Origin of the sequence: Methylocystis sp. H62 (genome assembly GCF_015709515.1) — a bacterium.
GTDB lineage: Bacteria > Pseudomonadota > Alphaproteobacteria > Rhizobiales > Beijerinckiaceae > Methylocystis.
In genome coordinates this window covers 128602-146650 of the sequence record NZ_JADNQZ010000058.1, presented here as the reverse complement: position 1 = coordinate 146650, position 18049 = coordinate 128602, and the positions used below count along the sequence as shown (strand labels likewise).

The following is an 18049-nucleotide window of genomic DNA, read 5'->3' as shown; positions in this document are numbered from 1 at the left end:
GGCGCTTCACCTTTAGGGGACATGACATCCGCAGGGCCGACGGGTAAAAGACAGTCTGGGCGTGTAGGTTTGAAACGCGCGCCCGCGCCCGGACCTGGTTGATGCCGATTTTTGTGCTTCCCTTTCCAGTGATCGATCCTGTCGCCGTCAACATCGGGCCCGTGCCGCTGCGGTGGTATGCGCTCGCCTATATCGGCGGCTTCATCTTCGGCTGGCTTGGCTTGCGCGCGCTCGCCGCCAACGACGCGCTCTGGAGGCGCGGCCAACCGCGACCAAGCCGAGAGTCTCTCGATGATCTTCTCGTCTTCGTCGCCTTCGGCGTCGTCATCGGCGGTCGCCTCGGACATGTGCTGATCTACGATCCGGCCTTTTACCTAGCGCATCCGCTGGAAATCTTTCAGACATGGAAGGGCGGCATGGCCTTCCACGGCGGCCTCGTCGGCGCGATGTTCGGCATGATCCTTTACGCGCGTCGCAGCGGCGTGCCGCTGCTCACCGTGAGCGACATTTGCGCCACGGTGGCGCCGATCGGACTTTTCTTCGGCCGCCTCGCCAATTTCATCAAGCCCGAGATGTGGGGGCGCGAAACCGACGTTCCCTGGGCGATGGTCTTTCCCGGCGCGGGCGACCTCCCGCGTCATCCCAGCCAGCTCTATGAGGCCGGCCTCGAGGGCGTGGCGCTGGGCCTGCTGTTGTGGCTCGCCGCGCGCCACGGCGCGCTCAAACACCCGGGTCTCGCCACCGGCCTTTTCGGTGTCGGCTACGGGCTGGCGCGCATTTTCTGCGAGTTTTTTCGTGAACCCGATCCGGTGCAGGAAGCGCTGCCCAATGGGCTGACCATGGGCATGGTCCTTTCGGCGCCGCTTGTTTTAATTGGCGCGGCGGCGATCCTGTTCGCGCTGCGCCCAAGGAGCGCGACGGCATGAGCGCCTTGAAGAGAGAGATCGTCGAGACGATCGCTCATGACGGTCCGATGACGCTCGAGCGCTACATGTCGCTCTGCCTGACGCATCCGCGCTACGGCTATTACATGACGCGCGATCCGTTCGGCGCGGGCGGAGACTTCGTCACCGCGCCGGAGATCAGCCAGATGTTCGGCGAATTGCTCGGCGTCTGGGTCACCGAGGCCTGGCGCGCCGCGGGCGCGCCGACTGAGGCAAGGCTTGTCGAACTCGGACCCGGCCGCGGCACGCTGATGTCGGACGTGCTGCGGGTGACGCCGATCGCGCCCAACTTCTTTTCCGCCGTCAGCGTGCATCTCGTCGAAACCAGTCCGGTTCTGCGCGAGACGCAACGCCAGACGCTGGCCAGAGCCGCGAAGCCGGCGCAATGGCATTTGGATTTTGCCGAGACGCCGCCCGGTCCAGCCTTCATCCTCGCCAATGAGTTTTTCGACGCCCTGCCCGTCAGGCACTTCGTCAAGACCGCCGGCGGCTGGCGCGAACAACTTGTCGGGCTCGACGCGCAAGGCGAACTCGCCTTCGGACTGTCCGATCAGATCGAGCCGACGCTCAATGTTCCGGCGCGCGAAGGATCGATCATCGAAGTGAGCGCCGCAAGCCAAAAGCTCATCGGCGACATCGCCGCGCGGCTCGTCGCCGACGGCGGCGCGCTGCTGCTCATTGACTACGGCTATGAGCAGACGTCGCTTGGCGAAAGTCTGCAGGCGGTGTCGCGCCACGCCTATGTCGACCCGCTCGCTGCCCCGGGAGATGCGGATCTGACCGCGCACGTCGATTTCGCGGCGCTGGCGCGCGCCGCCCGCGCGCGCGGCGCCAAGGTGATGGGCCCGGTCACGCAAGCGCAATTTCTGCTGCAGCTTGGCATCGAACGCCGCGCCGAGACCTTGTCGAAAAAGGCGACGCCCGAACAGGCGCAGTCGATCATCGACGCCTTCGAACGTCTCGCCGGCGTGGACGATGCGCGCCATCAGATGGGCGGACTGTTCAAAGTTATGGCGGTGACCCATCCCGACATGCCCGACCTGCCGGGATTTTTCGTGTAACATCTGACGCGATGACCTTCGAAACGCCTGCGCTCACCGCGCAAAATCTCAGCCTGCCCGGCCTGCGCCACGCTTTTTTCACCCGCGACGGCGGCGTTTCCCAAGGCGTCTACGCCTCGCTCAACGGCGGCGTCGGCTCGCGTGACGCGCCGCCGCATGTCGAAGAGAATCGCGCCCGGATGGCGGCGCGTCTCGGCGTCGAGGCCGAGCGCCTGCTGGTGCCGTTCCAGATCCATTCCGCGGAGGCGCGCGCCGTGCGCGGACCGTGGAGCGCCGACGCGCGGCCGCGGTGCGACGGCGTGGTGACGGCGGAAGTCTCGCTCGCGCTCGGCGTCACCGGCGCCGACTGCGGCATGTTGCTTTTCGCCGACGCGAAGGGGGCCGTCATCGGCGCCTGCCACGCCGGCTGGAAGGGCGCGCTCGGCGGCGTCATCGAAGCGACCGTCAGAGAGATGGAGGCGCATGGCGCGCGCCGCGCCGACATCCATGTCGCGCTCGGCCCGGCGATCGGCGCGATGAGCTATGAAGTCGGGCCGGAATTCATCGACCAGTTTCGCGAAGCCGACGTGTCCTTTTCGCGCTTCTTTACGCCGACGGCGCGTGAAGGCCATGCGACCTTCGATCTGCCGGGCTTCATCGCCTCACGCGTCGAGGCGCTCGACGTCGCCTCTTTCGAGGACCTCGGCGTCGACACTTATGCCGATGAAGCGCGCTGTTTCAGCTACCGCCGCAGCGTCCATCGCCGCGAGCCCGACTATGGTCGGCTCGTCTCGGCGATCGCGCTCGTCTGATGCGAATTCCGCCTGATCCGTTCGCTTGGGTCTTGTCATTCCCGGCAGGCCGAAGGCCTGACCGGGAATCCAGAGCCAATCCAGGAATGCTGGTCTTGCTCTGGATTCCCGATCGCTCGCTTCGCGAGCGTCGGGAATGACATCCGAGCCATTCGAACGGATGTCGTATGATGCGTGAATCGAGCGGTTCGCGCCTGACCGGGAACCCAGAGAGACGGAACACATCCTGGAACTGCTCGGGTTTCCCGATCGCGCACAAAGCGCGGATGGAATGACATCCAAGTTCACCCTGCGACAGGTCTACTTTGTCGCGTAACTGAAGATCATCGAGTGCGGCAGGCCGCGCGGCGGCGCCGGGAAAGGCGCGGCGCGGCGTACGGCCGCGAGAGCGGCGGCGTCGAGATCGGGCGCGCCGCTCGGCTGGTGCACAGCCTGATGGGTGAGATTGCCCAGCTCGTCGATGTAGAAGACAACCGCGCCCCTGCCGATCGCCCCGCTCCCGCGCACGCGCGGCGGAATACGCATATGCGGCATGATCAGGCCGTAGAGGATCGTCAAATAGGTCGTCTTCGCGTGGCCGCCGCCGACCGGCGAAAACTTGCGCGGCGCGGCGAGCTTGTAGTCGGGTATCGGCGCCAGCGCAGCGAGCTGATCGGCGATGGAGTTTGCCTCGCCCTTCTTCACTGACCCCTTTTCGTTCGGGTCCGGCTTTTCCTGCGGCTTCTTTTCGGGCGCGGCCTGCTCGATGATCTCGGCGTCGCTCTTGTCCTCGAGCGGCGTATCTTTGGTCTCTTCGGGCGCCTTCGCCTTTCCGTCTTCGTCCTCGGCGTCCTCCATGCCCTGAGGCTTGTCGTCCTTGGGCGCGTCCTTCTCCTCCGCGTTCTTCGGCGTCTTGACGTCCTTCTCCTCCGGCGCGTTAACGTCGGACTTGGTCTTGCTCTCGGCCTCCGGGGCGTCGAAAGCCGGCTTTTCCTCTTCCATCGGCGGCGGCGGCGGCGGCTTCTGCTGCTGTTTTTGCTGCTCCGGCGGCTTCTCTGGCTCAGGCGCAGGAGGCTCTTCCTGCTTCGGCGCGGGCGGTTCGGTGATCACCTCGACGGGAGTTTCCTCGACGATCCGCGGCGCTTCGCGGGCGGAGCGCCAGTCTTCCAAGAGCAGGAACGCCAGGACGCAGAGATGCGCCAAAAGGCACAGCAGGAGAAACATGAGGAAGCGCGGGCGCACCAAGAGCGCGCGGCGCCGCCGAAGGGCGTCCACGGCCAAGGTCGCGCTAAAGGCGCGTTGTCCGCTTCTGTCGTTCATAGGGATGGAAAGCCGCTCTCCAGCGCCGCCGCTGCTTGCATAATCGAACTGTGTCGGTGATCGGGGGGCGTCACTTTAAAATTATAGCCGCCTTTGGGCAAAAACGCGCCCCCGCAAAAACATGACGCCTTTTGCCGCAGTTATCAATGCGCCGAGACCACATATATAAGAGTTATCTAATTTAAGTGGCGCTCGAACGCCGCTCAGGGGGATGCATGAAACGCTTCAGGCCCTTGTCGCGCCGGGGATTTCTCATCGGCGCGGGCGCAGCGGCGACGATCGGCGCTCCGGCCTTGGGCCAGGGTCATGCGATGCGCCGGATTGCGCCGAACCGAGCGTCCGACGCCTTCACGCCGGATGTTGAACTCGAATTAATCTGCAAGCGTGACGAAACGTCGATCTTGACGGGCAGGGCCACGCGGGTGTGGCGCTACGCCGGCAATCTGATCAAAGGTCCGCCGGATGCGCTGACGGCGCTGCCTGACGCTTACCTCGGTCCCCTCCTGCGTTTCAAAAAGGGACAAAAGGTTCGCATCCGGCTTCGCAACGAATTGCCGGAGGAAACCATCACACATTGGCACGGCCTGCATGTGCCGATGCTGATGGACGGCCATCCGGCGGCGGCGATCGATCCGGGCGAAACTTACGTCTATGAATTCGAGATCCGCAATCGCGCCGGGATGTATTTCTATCATCCGCACACGCACGAGAAGACGGCGACGCAAGTCTATCGCGGCCTGGCGGGCGCCATCATCGTTGAGGACGAGGAAGAGCGCGCGCTCGGACTGCCGTCCGGCGAATTCGAAATTCCGCTCGTCATTCAGGATCGCTCCTTCGACGACGACAATCAGCTCGCCTACGGCGGCGACATGCATACGAGCATGTTCGGATTTTATGGCGACCGCGCGCTCGTCAATGGACGATGCAATTTGACGCTCGACGTCGCGAGCCGCGCCTATCGTCTACGGCTGCTCAACGGCTCCAACGCACGCATCTATAAGCTGTGCTGGAACGACCGGACTCCGCTGACCGTGATCGGCGTTGACGGCGGCCTGTTGGAGAAGGCGGAGACGCGGCCCTATGTGATGCTCGCGCCCGCCGAGCGCGTCGATCTCATCGTCGATTTCAGCGGACGTCCGCAAGGCGCGAAGCTGACGATGCTGAGCGGAGAATTCTACGGTCTGATTCCGCCGATGGCGCAGCGCATGATGGGAAGCGATCTCGCGATGGGCGAGGAATTCCCCTTGTTTACGGCCAGGGTGACGAAAGCTTCAAACGACTCGTGGAAACTACCGGAAAAGCTCTCGACGATACGGCGCTTCCGCAAGGAAGAGATCGCCAATTTGGACGATCCCATTCCGATCGCCATCACCATGGCGCGCATGGCGATGTTCCTCAACGGTCGCCCCTATGGCCACGACGACATCCAGCCGCGCGAACGCATTCCCGTCGACACGACGCAGCTCATCGAAATTTTCCATGAGCACGGCGGCATGGGCGGCATGGGCATGATGGGCGGCGGCATGATGCGCGGCCGCATGGGCGGCATGGGCATGGGGGGCATGGGGGGCATGGGCATGATGGGAATGATGTCGATGGCGCATCCTATCCATCTGCACGGGCAGCAATTCGAGGTTATCGAGCGCCGCTTCGAGGGCGACGAAGACGCCTACGCCTCGGTCCGCGACGGCCTCATCGACAGCGGCCTAAAGGACACTGTGCTCGTCACGCCGGGCGAGCGCCTGCGGATCATTAAGCCGTTCGGCGATTTCAAGGGGCGATTCATGTATCACTGCCACAACCTCGAACATGAGGACGCAGGCATGATGCGCGAGTTCTCGGTGGAGTAGAGCGGCTCAAGACGCGCGGCGTCCGTGAAGCGCAATAGATCTGAAAAGCAATTCGTCTAAATGCGCTCCCGGTCGGGCCTTCGGCCTGCCGGGAGCGATGTTGCGTGGACTAATGCTGCATGCCGCTCATGCCGCCGCCGGAATGCGACATGCCGCCCATGCCGCCACCCATCATGCCGCCCATCATGTCGCCCATGGACATGCCGACCTTCATGATGCCGCTCAGCGTCTCATTTGCGGCCTTCTTCTGCTCATCGCTCAAACCGGTGAAGAGCGGTTCGATCGCAGCCTTCTGTGCGCGCACGACCTCGAGATGGTCGACCATATGGTTCTCCATCATCGTGAGCTTATTCAACACTTCCGGCTTGGAATGATCCATGCGCATGTCGGCGGCGTCGCATTTCTGCTTCGCCTTTTGCGCGGCGGCGCGCCACGCCTCGTCGAAGGCGCTCCAGGCGCCGGTTTGCGTCGCCGTGAGTTTCAACTCGGCCTTGAGATAGGCAAGCCGCCCTTCGACATGTTCGGCGAAGCCGCAGACCATTTTGTTCATCATCCCGCCGCCGGAATGCGACATCCCGCTCATGCCGCTCATGCCGTCGCCGCGCGCGCCGGCGCCGTCCTTGCCGCCGTCCTTGCCGCCGCCGTGGCTCATGCCAGACATGCCGCCCATCATCCCGCCCATGCCGCCCATGCCGCCCATGCCGCCGTCCTTGCCGCCGCCATGGTCCATGCCCGACATGCCGCCGTGATGGCCCGCATGACCTTCGTCGGACTTGCCCGCTTCGCTCTTCTCTTCGGCCTTGCCGGATTCAGCGCCGCCGGATTGCGCCTTGCCGGGGTCCGCCCATTGCGCTGGGGCGCCGCCGTGGTCCATTTTGCCATGGTCCATCTTGCCATGGTCCATCTTGCCATGGTCCATGCCGCCATGTTCGGCGCCGGCCTGCTGCGCCTGCGCCACCGAGACTCCAGCTGCGAGAAGCAAAGCGGCGGCGCTCGCCGCAAGCAATTTTCCGCGCGATGTTTGTTTTCGCGTCGTCATGGCGCCCTCCCTTGAAATGTTTGTCGCGATCGCTCCTGTCGTCGCTGGCGCGACGAATCATGGGTGGAGTTTCACGCATGTTGAGCGCCTAACCGAGCATCAGGCGCCGTTGAACGTCTGCAACTTTGTCACAGATCAAGCCGTGAGGCGATGGGCGAATCGTCACGCAGGCGCATGAATTTTCGCAAGCGAACTTTGCTTTTTTCGAACAAATCCCGCGACGCAAAAACTGGTAGCGTAAGCCCGTCGCCCGTCTTGCAGACGGCCATGGCGGTTGCGCGACGTGCGCGAGGTTTGACGTCGCAAATTCTACAACAATCGTCGCGCCAACTTGCTTTTCTTCGCACAAGCGAAAAGCCGCGCTGGGTTGCGGCGCAAAAGCTTACGCGGCCTTTTTCTTCTCCGCGATCTCGACGAGCGCGCGCAGAATTCGGCGCGTGCCGGCGAGGCGCTGTTTCGTGTTCTCGAATTCGCGGATGAACACCACGCGCATGTCGGGGCGCACTTTGGCGCTTTTCCCGTGCTCCGCGACATAACGCACGAGCCCGGCCGGATTGGCGAATTTGTCTTCGCGGAACGCCACGATGACGCCCTTCGGGCCGGCGTCGATCTTCTCGACATGCGCGCGCCGGCAGAGCGCCTTGATCGCGACGATCTCGAGCAACTGTTCCACTTCCGGCGGGATCGGGCCGAAACGGTCGATCATCTCGGCGGCGAACGCTTCGATGTCTTGATCCGTTTCGAGCGTCGACAGACGACGATAGAGCTGCAGGCGCAATGTGAGGTCGGCGACGTAATCTTCCGGTATCGTCACCGGCGCGCCGATCGCGATCGTCGGCGACCAGGCCTCCTCCTGCGGCTCCTCGATTCCAGCTTTCAACAGCGTGATCGCGTCGGCGAGCATCTGCTGATAAAGCTCGTAGCCGACCTCCCTGATATGTCCCGACTGCTCGTCGCCAAGCAGATTGCCGGCCCCGCGAATGTCGAGATCGTGACTCGCGAGCTGGAAGCCCGCGCCAAGCGTATCGAGCGACTGCAGCACGTCCAGACGCTTTTGCGCCTGCGGCGTGATCGTGCGGGTTGCGGGCGTCGTGAACAGCGCATAAGCGCGCAATTTGGCGCGCCCGACGCGGCCCCGCAGCTGATAGAGCTGCGCCAGGCCGAACATATCGGCGCGCCAGACGATCAGCGTATTGGCGCGTGGGATGTCCAGGCCCGACTCGACGATCGTCGTCGACAGCAGGATGTCGAATTTGCCGTCGCAGAACGCCGACATCTTGTCTTCGAGTTCGCTGGCGCTCATCTGCCCATGCGCCACGACGAATTTCGACTCAGGCACGTTTTCGCGCAAAAACGCCGCGGCCTCCTCGAGGTCCTCGATGCGCGGACAGACGAAGAAAGCCTGGCCGCCGCGATAGCGCTCGCGCAGCAGCGCTTCGCGCACGATGAGCGAATCGAAGGGCGAGACGAAGCTGCGCACCGCCAGCCGGTCGACCGGCGGCGTGGCGATGATCGAAAGCTCGCGCACGCCTGTCATCGCGAGCTGCAGCGTGCGCGGGATCGGCGTCGCCGAGAGCGTCAGAACATGCACCTCGGCGCGCAATTCTTTCAGCCGCTCCTTATGGCCGACGCCGAAATGCTGCTCCTCGTCGATGATGACGAGTCCAAGATCCTTGAAGCTCACCGTCTTGCCGAGCACGGCATGCGTGCCGATTAAAATCTCGATGCGGCCCTCGGCGAGGTCCTTCTTCGTTTCGCGCGCTTCCGCGGCGCCCACCATCCGCGACAATCGTCCGATGCGCACCGGCAGGCCCGCAAAGCGCTCGCTGAAGGTCTTGTAGTGCTGGCGCGCAAGCAAGGTGGTCGGCGCGACGACGGCCACCTGACTGCCATTGATGGCGGCGCAGAAGGCTGCGCGCAGCGCGACCTCGGTCTTGCCAAAACCAACGTCGCCGCAAACGAGCCGATCCATTGGCCGGCCGGCGGCGAGATCATCGAGCGTGACATCGATGGCGGCGAGTTGATCCTCGGTTTCGTCGTAAGGAAAGCGTGCGCAGAATTCGTCGTAGAGTCCTTCCGGCGGAACGAGTTTCGGCGCCTCGCGCAGCTGTCGCTGCGCCGCAATCTCGATGAGCCCTTTCGCCATTTCGCGGATGCGATTCTTCATCCGCGACTTGCGCGACTGCCAGCCGGCGCCGCCCAGGCGATCGAGCTGCGCTTCGGCGTCCTCGCCGCCATAGCGCGTCAAGAGTTCGATGTTTTCGACCGGCAGATAGAGCTTATCGCCGCCAGCGTAGTGGAGTTCGAGACAATCATGCGGCGCGCCGGCAGCGGAGATCGTTTCAAGGCCGATGAAACGGCCGATGCCGTGATCGACATGCACGACGAGATCGCCGGCGGCGAGCGCGGCGACTTCGCCGAGAAGATTTTCGTTGGGCTTGCGTTTGCGACGGCGGCGAACGAAGCGATCGCCGAGAATGTCCTGCTCGCCCAGAACCGCGTAGGCGTCCGTCTCGAAGCCGTGCTCGATCCCGAGAACAGCTACGGAGACGGCCTTCGACAACGCCTGCGGAAGCGACGCGACACGCGGCAAGTCGGGCAAGCCGTGTTCCGCGAGCACATGGCCGAGCCGCTCGCAGGAGCCCTCGGACCAGCCAGTGACGATGACCGTTCTGCCCGCGTCGCGCAGCGCCTCGACATGGTCCGCGGCCGCCTGGAAGACATTGACGTCGGGCGTATTGCGCTCGGGCGCGAAGTCGCGGCCGGGCCGCGCGCCGCAATCAATGACTTTCTCGCCCTCATGCGCCGCGAAGGGAGAGAATTGCGCCGCCGCGCGGCCCTCGATCGCGCCGCGCCATTCGTCGAGCGACAGATAGAGCGCACGCGGTTCGAGCGGCTTGTAGTTTGAGGTGGCGGGATCGAGATCATGCGCATGTTTGCGCGCGTCGTAATAATCCTCGATCTGCTTGACGCGCTCCGCCGCGGCGTCCTCGACAAGCGGATCGAGTACGATAGGGGCCTCGCCCAGATAATCGAAGAGCGTATCCATCCGCTCGTAGAAAAGCGGCAGCCAATGCTCCATGCCGTGGAAACGCCGGCCTTCGCTGACCGCCTCATAAAGCGCGTCGCCGCGCGTCTGCCCGCCAAAGCGCGCGGCGTAGGACTGCCGGAAGCGGCGCATCGTCTCGCTCGTCAGCCGCAATTCGCTCATCGGCGTCAGGTCGAGCGAACGGAGCTGCCCCGTGGCGCGCTGCGTATCGGGGTCGAACGAGCGGATCGATTCGAGCGTTTCGCCAAAGAAATCGAGACGGATCGGAGCCGGCAGCCCCGGCGGATAAAGATCGACAATGCCGCCGCGCTGCGCATATTCTCCGGTCTCGCGCACCGTGCTGGCGCGCAGATAGCCGTTCGATTCGAGCCAAAGCGCCAATTCGTCGAGCTTCACGACATTGCCGGGCGCGGCGGCGAAGCTTTCGGCGGCGACCATCTTTTGCGGCGGAACGCGCTGCAACAGGCAGTCGACGGTGGTCGTGACGACGCGCGGACGTTCGGATGAGGATTTTGCGCGCGTGAGACGCGAAAGCGCCGTCATGCGCCGCGCCACGACGCCGGCGTGCGGCGACACGCGATCGTAGGGCTGGCAGTCCCATCCCGGGATGTCGAGGATTTCGATGTCGGGATTGGCGAAACGCAGGGCGGTGCGAAAGGCCGCCGACCGGGCGCCGTCGCGCGCGACATGCACAAAGACCGCGGCGTGTCCCTCCGCCTCGCGCGCGAGCGCGCGCGCCAGATCGGCGCTGACGAAAGCGTCGAAGCCGTCCGGCGCGTGGGCGAAAATCAGCCTTTCGCCTTTGACGAGGCCGGAACGCGCGGCTTGAAGTCCCGCCGCCGCTTTCTTGAGCTTTGTCGCGGCGGCGCTCAATGGATCGGCCCGTCGTGTTGGTGGAAGGCGATGATCTGCCGCAGAAGCGGCGTGTCACGCTCGGCCGGCGGCTGTTCAGCCCCCGACAGCCACCGGAAAACCGCGGCGTCCGGCAAGTCGAGCAGAGTCTCGAGTTCGTCCAGCGCCTGCGCGGGAAGCGTCTCGACGCGGGCGTCGACGAAGCCTCCCATGAGGATGTCCATCTCGCGCAAGCCTCGCCGCCAGGCGCGCACCCGGATGCGCCGCCTGCGCATATCGTCGTCCAACATCTGTCTCCTTATATGGCGCGAGGCTTAATGCAGGCGGGAAGGAAAGGCAAAGGAAGGTCAGGGAAAGACGCCGAGCAGCGGGGCGCGCGCACGGCTTGCCCGGCCCCGCGGCGCTTCGTCCGAGGCTCCGCGTTCGCGAAGTTCCTTGACCTCAAGATGCGGCTGCGCTATCTGGCGCCTCTCGCGTGCGCGCGCTCGCGGGGGAGTAGCTCAGTTGGTTAGAGCGCCGGCCTGTCACGCCGGAGGTCGCGGGTTCAAGTCCCGTCTCTCTCGCCATCCTATCCATAGCATAGAGAAACCTCGCACATCGCCGGTGCGGCGCTTTTTGCGATCGTTTCAAATCCTTTGTTCTGACTGATCACTCACGCAATCGGACCCTTTCACGGGCCGCTCGAGTCTGCGCAATTCCACATTCCCTTGTGCAGGCCATCGAGCTTTACGCGCAGGCAGCACGCTTCTGACTCAGCGCGAGGGAATTCATCTGATTCCTCCTTGCTCCAGCGCTGAAAGCGCAATCCGAAAGCCTCGGACTCTGCAGGACAAAGCTCTCCGTCTCAACCTCGCGCCCGGAACAACAATACTGGTGTCGCGTTAGGCGTGCTCGGGGGGCTCCTCACACGAGGACCTGGAGATTTTGGAATGAAAAACTCACGCAAGCTACTTACGACTGCGCTCGCCGCAACCATGCTCGTTGGCGCGTTGTCGGTCGCCACTCCGGCCTCGGCGTGGAGCCGCTGGGGTGGAGGCGGCGGATGGGGCCGCCAGGCTTGGGGCGGCGGCGGATGGGGCCGTGGCGGCTTCGGGTGGAACCGGGGCTATTATGGTCGCGGCGGATACGGTCTCGGATTGGGCTTGGGCGCCGCGGGCTTGGCCACCGGCTTGGCGCTCGGGGCGGCGACGAGTTACCCCTATGGCGGCTCCGGCTATTGGGGCTCTTCCTATCCTGGCTATTATGGCGCGGCTACCCCCGGCTACTATGGCGCGGCCGCCCCTGCCTATGGCTACAGCAGCGGCTGCACGTGCTGGTAACGGCTCCGGCCCTACTTGGTTAAGTTGACGTCTGGATCTTAAAGAAAGTGCAGCCGCGCGATGCGCGGTTGCATCCAGCTCCAGCCGGAGCTGGCAAATTCTCTGCTCCCTTTCCAAGCTTAAAGGGCTCGCTGTGGCTCGGCGGCTGGCGAGCGCTATTTCCCGTCTTGAGCTGCGATGCGCCGCTTAAGAGGCAAACGGACATGCAACGCAAGTGGGCCTGGCGGCTGTCCCATTTCTTCCAGCAATTATGGGTGCGGGTCACGCTTTATGCGATCGTCGCCTGCGCCACGGCCTTCGCCGCCTTTCTGTTGCGCGCCTATGTGCCGGAGTGGATCGACCGGGAGCTCGGGGCCGACGCGCTCGAAAGCGTGCTGACCATACTGGCCTCCTCCATGCTGGCGGTGTCGACCTTCTCACTGGGCATCATGGCGACCGCAATCGCCAGCGCCGCATCGAGCGCGACGCCACGCGCAACGCAGCTTCTGCTTGAAGAGAAGACTTCTCAAAAGGTCATCGCGACCTTTCTCGGCGCCTTCGTCTTCAGCCTTGTCGGAATCGTCACGCTCAATATGGGCATCTACGGCGGCGCCGGACGGCTCCTGCTGTTCTTCGTCACGCTTGTCGTGATCGCGCTGATGTTCTGGAATTTCATTCGCTGGGTTGATCTACTGCGTGAATTCGGCCGCATTTCGGACCTTCTGCCGCGGGTGGAGAAGGCCACCGCCGAAGCGCTGAAGGAACGGCTCGAATCGCCATATCTCGGATGCAAGCCGCTGGCCGCGCCGCCGCCCGAGAACGCGACGCCGATTCATGCCGTGCGGCCGGGCTATGTCGTGCACATGGACCTTGAGGCCGCGCAGGAAGCGGCGGAAGAGGCAGGCGCGACCTTGTGGATAGAGGTCAACCCTGGCTCCTTTGCGCATCGCACCAAGCCCCTGTGTTACGTCGCCTGTCCTGATATCGAACAAGAGCGGCTCAAGGAGCTGACGGAAACTCTGCGAGGCGTCTTCTCCATCGGCGAAAATCGAACCTTCGAGCAGGATCCGCGCTTCGGGCTCATCGTGCTTGGCGAAATTGCCTCGCGCGCCCTCTCGCCGGCGATCAACGACCCCGGCACGGCGATCGACGTGCTGACGCGTGGCGCGCGCCTTCTCGCTCTGTGGGAGACCCGCCGCGAGGCGGAAGTGAATTTCGCGAATATTTATTTGCCGCCGCTCGACGTCGGCGACATGTTCGAGGATTTCTTTCGCCCTATCGCGCGCGACGGCGCCGCCATCGTCGAAGTGCAGATCTGGCTGCAGAAAATCCTGCTTGGTCTGACGCGCGATGACGCGACGACCTTCGGCAAGGCCGCGCTCCGCCAGTCCGCGGACGCCCTGGCGCGCGCCGAGGCGCAACTGACCCTCGAGTCGGAAAAGCAGCAGATTCGCGCGCGCGCTGCAAAGATCGACGAGGCCGCCCGCTTCGTCGAGGCGCCGACGATCTGACCGGCTCAGCGAACGTCGATCTCGCTTTCAACGACGTGGTTGAGCGGCGTGCCGTCGGCCGTCAGCGTCATGCGCAGCTTCAAGCGCTCGCCCGCCACCTTGTGATCGCGCACGATGCGCTCGATCTCGCGCTGCGAGGTGACGCCCACCTCCTTGAGGAATTTTCGAACGGCCATGTTGAAAGCGTCTTCGTCCATCGTGCTTCTCCCGACTTCGCGCAATTTAGATAACGCTTTTTTGTAGCGCTGCTATCGCCCCCTCCCCAACCCTCCCCCGCTTCGCTACGCTCGCGGGAGAGGGAGCGGATTGCGCTCGTCAAGCAGGATGATGCGAAATCGTCGTGAGCGTCCTCTCTCCCGCGATAGCGGGGGAGGGACAGGGAGGGGGTGGTGAACCTGTCAGTTACCCCGCCTTCGCCACTTCGCGCTGCGCAAAGCCCAGACGGATATTCAGCTCGTAAAGCAACTTCTCCGCCGCCAGCGGAATATTGGTGCCGGGCGGGAAGATCGCCGCCGCGCCGGAATCATACAGCGCCTGGAAATCGTCGGGCGGGATGACGCCGCCAACGACCATCATGATGTCGCCGCGCCCGGCGCGCTTGAGCGCGTCGCGCAGTTCCGGCGTCAGAGTCAGATGGCCGGCGGTCATCGTCGAGACGCCGACGATATGCACGTCGGCTTCGGCCGCTTTTCTGGCGACTTCGTCTGGCGTCGCGAAGAGATCGCCGATGACGACGTCGAAGCCCATGTCGGCGAAGGCCGAGGCGATCACCTTCTGGCCGCGATCATGGCCGTCCTGACCCATCTTGGCGACGAGAATGCGCGGTTTGCGGCCGACGTTTTCTTCAAAGTCGCGCGTCATGCCGATGACGCGGCCGAGAGGGACGCTCTCCTTGCCCGCCTCGCGCGCATAGACTCCCGAAATCACATTGGCCTTCGGCTGATGGCGGGAGAACACTTTTTCGAGCGCGAAAGAGATCTCGCCGACGCTGGCCTTCGCCCGCGCCGCCTTGACCGCGAGATCGAGAAGATTGGCGCCCGATGTGGCGCCGTCGGTCAGCGCGTCGCGCGCTGCTTGCGTCTTCGCTTCATCGCGCTCTTCACGCAGCCGCTTCAGCTTGTCGAGCTGCGCGACGCGCACGGCGGCGTTGTCGACCTTGAGCACATTGGGCTTGGCGTCGTTCACCGGCTGATATTTGTTCACGCCGACGACGACCTGCGTTCCGCTGTCGATGCGCGCTTGCGTCTTCGCGGCCGCCTCTTCGATGCGCTGCTTGGGCACGCCAGCGGCGATCGCTTTCGCCATGCCGCCCAGCGTCTCGATTTCCTCGATATGCTTCCAGGCCCCCTTGGCGAGCTCCGCGGTCAGGCGTTCGACATAGTAGGAGCCGCCCCAGGGATCGATGATCCGCGTCGTGCCGCTCTCCTCCTGCAACACGATCTGCGTGTTGCGGGCGATGCGGGCGGAGAAGTCGGTCGGCAAAGCGAGCGCTTCGTCGAGCGCATTGGTGTGCAGCGATTGCGTATGCCCTTGCGTCGCCGCCATCGCCTCGACGCAGGTGCGGATGGCGTTGACGTAAACATCCTGCGCCGTCAGCGACCAGCCGGAGGTCTGGCAATGCGTGCGCAGCGTCATGCTCTTCTCGGACTTGGCGCCGAGATCCTTCATCAGCCGCGCCCAGAGCAGGCGCGCGGCGCGCAGCTTGGCGACCTCCATGAAGAAATTCATGCCGATGGCGAAAAAGAATGAGAGGCGGGGCGCGAAGGCGTCGATGTCGAGGCCGGCCGCGACGCCGGCGCGCACATATTCGACGCCGTCGGCGAGCGTGTAGCCCAACTCGAGATCGGCCGAGGCGCCGGCCTCCTGCATGTGATAGCCGGAGATCGAGATCGAGTTGAACTTCGGCATATGCTTGGAGGTATAGGCGAAGATATCCGACACGATGCGCATCGAAGGGTCGGGCGGGTAGATGTAGGTGTTGCGCACCATGAATTCTTTGAGGATATCGTTCTGGATCGTGCCCGTCAGCTTTTCGGCCGGCACGCCCTGCTCTTCCGCCGCGACGATGAAGAGCGCGAGAACGGGCAGCACCGCGCCGTTCATGGTCATCGACACGGACATTTGATCGAGCGGAATGCCGTCGAACAGCGTGCGCATGTCATAGATCGAGTCGATCGCGACGCCCGCCATGCCGACGTCGCCCGAGACGCGCGGATGATCGGAATCATAGCCCCGATGGGTGGCGAGATCGAAGGCGACGGAGAGGCCCTTCTGTCCGGCGGCGAGATTGCGCCGGTAGAAGGCGTTCGAGTCCTCGGCCGTGGAGAAGCCGGCATATTGGCGGATCGTCCAGGGCTGGGCGACGTACATCGTCGGATAGGGTCCGCGCACGTAAGGGGCGACGCCGGGATAGCCGTCGACGAAGGCGAGGCCCTCGATATCCTGCGGGCCATAGGCGTTCTTCACCTCGATCCCTTCGGGCGTCAGCCAGCGGCGGGGCTTTGGCTCCTGCTCGGGCGCGACGGGCGCAAAGGGGATCGTGGTGAAATCGGGGATCGCGGACATTCTATCCTCGGCTATTTTGCCATTTTCTCTTAGACTAGAGCGGCCTGTCTCGCAAAGCCGTGGCCGCAGAGGGTGGAGCGCGGCGATTTGAAGCGCGGCGGGTCAGCCCTCCCTCCTCGCCGCCCTCCCTCCTCGCCGCCCTCTTGCCCTGATCGCGGCAGGCGGGCCACAATCCCACTCCCGGCCGATCGCCTTCGTTCCAACCCCAACCCAGGAAAAACTACATGCGCCATTCCGTATGCCTGTTGCTGATCGCCCTCTTCGCCAGCGTCGCGCCCGTGCAGGCCATGGCGGGAAACGACATTCCCGACGACGTGAAGTTAAGATGCAAGGCCGATTACTCGAGACTGTGCAGCGGCGTGATGCCCGGCGGCGGTCGGGTCCTCGCCTGTTTTCAGGCGCATAAGGATCAAGTCTCGCCCGATTGCGCCGATGCGCTCTCGCAAATGAAGAAATAACCACCGTCTCCCGCGCTTCCGCCGCTACGGCGGGAGCGCGCCTCACCGGCGTTTAGCCGTCCATGCCGTCCGACGCGTTGGAGGAAAATCGCGCCGAGGCGTAGCGGATCGTGAGGACGGCGAGCGAGAGAATGAGCGTCGCGCCCGCGAGGATCAGTATGCCGACGTCCGGGAGCGATTCCGTCTGCACATAGCCGATCATGTGGCGGGTGAGCGCCGTGATGCCGACATAGAGAAGAAAGCGCACCGGCATGTGGTTGGTGCGGAAATAGATGCCGACCATCGAGCCGATTTCCAGATAAATGAACAGCAGCAACAAATCTTCGATCGAAGCATGACCCTTCGTCGCCATTTCGAGAAACGCTTTCGCCGCCGCCCAGACCGTCGCGCCGCCAATCGCGAACAGTCCCAGAAGGTGAAAGAGTTCGGTGAGCAGATAGCCGATCGGATCCATCAGATCCAGCAATCGACGCACCGCCGGGTGTTGCTTCCTGTCCAAGTCTTTCATCGCTTGCCTACAAGGTTGCGCCGCGCCCCGCATGGTCGTGGTGATGGCGTCAACGTCGCGTATGGCGCCGCCCGGCGCAAACGACTTTGTCGCCAAAGCGCCTTTACGCTCGTCCGCCAGGCTATTCTCCGAGCCGCCGCCTCCAGTCTTCCACCTTGCGGCTTTCGATCCGCCGGCGCGCGAGCGCCCGCCAGCTTTCCGCGAGTTCCGGCAGCGCGGCCATCTCGGTGAGTTCATCGAAAGCGCGTGGGCGCGCGTAGAGCAAGGCGAAAAGTCGGGCGAGCGGCCAGTCGGCGCGCGGCCGCTCCATGAGCCGCAGCGAGTCGCCCGGCTGCGCCGCGCCCGGTTCGAGAACGCGGTAATACCAGCCGCAGCGCATCGTCTCCTGCGTGCGCCGCGCCATGTCGCGCCGGCCAAAACGAAAATTGAGGGTCAGGCAGGGCTGTCGCCCTTGGCTCACCTGCAGGCGCGCGCCGCCGAGCGCGAAGACGTCGCCGACGCAGACCCCGGCTTCGGTGAGCCCGAGCGTCGAGATGTTCTCGCCAAAGGCGGCGGGACGCCATTCTTGCGCAAGTTCCGGCACATCCGCGCGCCAGGCGTCGTAATGCTCGCGCGGATAGTGATGCAGCACTTTCTCGACGCCGCCATGAAAACGCCGGTCCGCCTGCCGATCGCCGACGAGACCTTCCGCCTCGATGCGCCAGGGCGGCTCAAGCGGCTCCTTGCGGATCGCGCTTTTGCGGCCTGGGGCGATCTCGCGCGGGTGCCCCGCGTAGAGCGCGTCGATAGGGAGTTCAACCATCGCGATTCATTCACGCGCCAGC

15 protein-coding genes and 1 tRNA gene are annotated in these 18049 nt (G+C 64.2%); 8 read left to right on the top strand and 8 right to left on the bottom strand.

The window, feature by feature from the left end; all coding sequences use genetic code 11:
* The first annotated feature begins 101 nt into the window (after nt 1–101).
* From lgt to IYY11_RS17400, 3 genes are read left to right on the top strand one after another with little or no spacing between them, the layout of a single operon-like run.
* Nucleotides 102–926: a prolipoprotein diacylglyceryl transferase gene (gene lgt, locus IYY11_RS17410; RefSeq protein WP_196405015.1), complete on the top strand. Its 825-nt coding sequence runs from the start codon at nt 102–104 to the stop codon at nt 924–926.
* The gene (locus IYY11_RS17405; protein ID WP_196405014.1) at nt 923–2005 is read left to right on the top strand and encodes a class I SAM-dependent methyltransferase; all 1083 of its coding nucleotides are present in this window, start codon (nt 923–925) and stop codon (nt 2003–2005) included. Before lgt ends, IYY11_RS17405 begins: the two co-directional genes overlap by 4 nt.
* A gap of 11 nt (nt 2006–2016) precedes the next feature.
* A complete protein-coding gene (locus IYY11_RS17400) occupies nt 2017–2796 on the top strand; it encodes a polyphenol oxidase family protein (protein WP_196405013.1) in 780 nt (259 codons plus the stop codon).
* A gap of 300 nt (nt 2797–3096) precedes the next feature.
* Here the strand turns inward: IYY11_RS17400 and IYY11_RS17395 are convergent, their stop codons facing one another.
* Nucleotides 3097–4095 (bottom strand): TonB family protein, encoded by a 999-nt coding sequence (locus IYY11_RS17395; protein WP_196405012.1) that lies wholly within the window; start codon nt 4093–4095, stop codon nt 3097–3099.
* A gap of 215 nt (nt 4096–4310) precedes the next feature.
* Here IYY11_RS17395 and IYY11_RS17390 point away from each other — a divergent pair, with 215 nt between their 5' ends.
* On the top strand, nt 4311–5945 hold the full coding sequence (locus IYY11_RS17390; RefSeq protein WP_196405011.1) for a multicopper oxidase family protein: 1635 nt from the start codon (nt 4311–4313) through the stop codon (nt 5943–5945).
* Nucleotides 5946–6054: 109 nt separating this feature from the next.
* Here IYY11_RS17390 and IYY11_RS17385 read toward each other — a convergent pair whose 3' ends face one another.
* The 3 genes from IYY11_RS17385 to IYY11_RS17375 form a co-directional block, all read right to left on the bottom strand.
* Nucleotides 6055–6984, bottom strand: coding sequence for a Spy/CpxP family protein refolding chaperone (locus tag IYY11_RS17385; RefSeq protein WP_196405010.1), 930 nt, complete (start codon nt 6982–6984; stop codon nt 6055–6057).
* A gap of 382 nt (nt 6985–7366) precedes the next feature.
* Nucleotides 7367–10906, bottom strand: coding sequence for a transcription-repair coupling factor (mfd, locus tag IYY11_RS17380; protein ID WP_196405009.1), 3540 nt, complete (start codon nt 10904–10906; stop codon nt 7367–7369).
* Nucleotides 10903–11175, bottom strand: coding sequence for a succinate dehydrogenase assembly factor 2 (locus IYY11_RS17375; RefSeq protein ID WP_196405008.1), 273 nt, complete (start codon nt 11173–11175; stop codon nt 10903–10905). Before IYY11_RS17375 ends, mfd begins: the two co-directional genes overlap by 4 nt.
* Before the next feature lie 199 nt (nt 11176–11374).
* On the opposite strand from IYY11_RS17375, the gene IYY11_RS17370 reads away from it, so the two are divergent.
* The 3 genes from IYY11_RS17370 to IYY11_RS17360 all read left to right on the top strand — a co-directional run bounded on the left by IYY11_RS17370 (nt 11375) and on the right by IYY11_RS17360 (nt 13694).
* Nucleotides 11375–11451 (top strand) — tRNA-Asp (locus tag IYY11_RS17370).
* A gap of 363 nt (nt 11452–11814) precedes the next feature.
* Nucleotides 11815–12204, top strand: coding sequence for a hypothetical protein (locus IYY11_RS23105; RefSeq protein WP_246720061.1), 390 nt, complete (start codon nt 11815–11817; stop codon nt 12202–12204).
* A 203-nt stretch (nt 12205–12407) separates the two neighbouring features.
* On the top strand, nt 12408–13694 hold the full coding sequence (locus IYY11_RS17360; RefSeq protein ID WP_196405007.1) for a DUF2254 domain-containing protein: 1287 nt from the start codon (nt 12408–12410) through the stop codon (nt 13692–13694).
* A 5-nt stretch (nt 13695–13699) separates the two neighbouring features.
* On the opposite strand, the gene IYY11_RS17355 is transcribed toward IYY11_RS17360, so the two are convergent.
* On the bottom strand, nt 13700–13891 hold the full coding sequence (locus IYY11_RS17355) for a DUF6494 family protein (RefSeq protein ID WP_196405006.1): 192 nt from the start codon (nt 13889–13891) through the stop codon (nt 13700–13702).
* 205 nt (nt 13892–14096) lie between these two features.
* On the bottom strand, nt 14097–16259 hold the full coding sequence (gene scpA / locus IYY11_RS17350) for a methylmalonyl-CoA mutase (protein WP_196405005.1): 2163 nt from the start codon (nt 16257–16259) through the stop codon (nt 14097–14099).
* A gap of 224 nt (nt 16260–16483) precedes the next feature.
* Between scpA and IYY11_RS17345 the strand changes: the two genes are divergently transcribed.
* Nucleotides 16484–16717, top strand: a complete 234-nt coding sequence (locus IYY11_RS17345) for a cysteine rich repeat-containing protein (protein WP_196405004.1) — start codon at nt 16484–16486, stop codon at nt 16715–16717.
* A 52-nt stretch (nt 16718–16769) separates the two neighbouring features.
* On the opposite strand, the gene IYY11_RS17340 is transcribed toward IYY11_RS17345, so the two are convergent.
* Both IYY11_RS17340 and IYY11_RS17335 read right to left on the bottom strand, forming a co-directional pair.
* Complete coding sequence (locus IYY11_RS17340) at nt 16770–17225, bottom strand: phosphate-starvation-inducible protein PsiE (protein ID WP_196405376.1); 456 nt, start codon at nt 17223–17225, stop codon at nt 16770–16772.
* A gap of 121 nt (nt 17226–17346) precedes the next feature.
* A complete protein-coding gene (locus IYY11_RS17335; protein ID WP_196405003.1) occupies nt 17347–18027 on the bottom strand; it encodes an MOSC domain-containing protein in 681 nt (226 codons plus the stop codon).
* Nucleotides 18028–18049 lie beyond the last annotated feature (22 nt).

Excerpts from the sequence above, each read along its gene's own strand:
- scpA (WP_196405005.1), bottom strand. The coding sequence starts at position 16,259 with ATGTCCGCGATCCCCGATTTCACCACGATCCCCTTTGCGCCCGTCGCG.
- IYY11_RS17360 (WP_196405007.1), top strand. The coding sequence starts at position 12,408 with ATGCAACGCAAGTGGGCCTGGCGGCTGTCCCATTTCTTCCAGCAATTA.
- IYY11_RS17395 (WP_196405012.1), bottom strand. The coding sequence starts at position 4,095 with ATGAACGACAGAAGCGGACAACGCGCCTTTAGCGCGACCTTGGCCGTG.
- IYY11_RS17375 (WP_196405008.1), bottom strand. The coding sequence starts at position 11,175 with ATGTTGGACGACGATATGCGCAGGCGGCGCATCCGGGTGCGCGCCTGG.
- IYY11_RS17400 (WP_196405013.1), top strand. The coding sequence starts at position 2,017 with ATGACCTTCGAAACGCCTGCGCTCACCGCGCAAAATCTCAGCCTGCCC.
- IYY11_RS23105 (WP_246720061.1), top strand. The coding sequence starts at position 11,815 with ATGAAAAACTCACGCAAGCTACTTACGACTGCGCTCGCCGCAACCATG.
- IYY11_RS17335 (WP_196405003.1), bottom strand. The coding sequence starts at position 18,027 with ATGGTTGAACTCCCTATCGACGCGCTCTACGCGGGGCACCCGCGCGAG.
- IYY11_RS17385 (WP_196405010.1), bottom strand. The coding sequence starts at position 6,984 with ATGACGACGCGAAAACAAACATCGCGCGGAAAATTGCTTGCGGCGAGC.
- lgt (WP_196405015.1), top strand. The coding sequence starts at position 102 with ATGCCGATTTTTGTGCTTCCCTTTCCAGTGATCGATCCTGTCGCCGTC.
- IYY11_RS17345 (WP_196405004.1), top strand. The coding sequence starts at position 16,484 with ATGCGCCATTCCGTATGCCTGTTGCTGATCGCCCTCTTCGCCAGCGTC.
- IYY11_RS17390 (WP_196405011.1), top strand. The coding sequence starts at position 4,311 with ATGAAACGCTTCAGGCCCTTGTCGCGCCGGGGATTTCTCATCGGCGCG.
- IYY11_RS17340 (WP_196405376.1), bottom strand. The coding sequence starts at position 17,225 with ATGAAAGACTTGGACAGGAAGCAACACCCGGCGGTGCGTCGATTGCTG.
- IYY11_RS17355 (WP_196405006.1), bottom strand. The coding sequence starts at position 13,891 with ATGGACGAAGACGCTTTCAACATGGCCGTTCGAAAATTCCTCAAGGAG.
- IYY11_RS17405 (WP_196405014.1), top strand. The coding sequence starts at position 923 with ATGAGCGCCTTGAAGAGAGAGATCGTCGAGACGATCGCTCATGACGGT.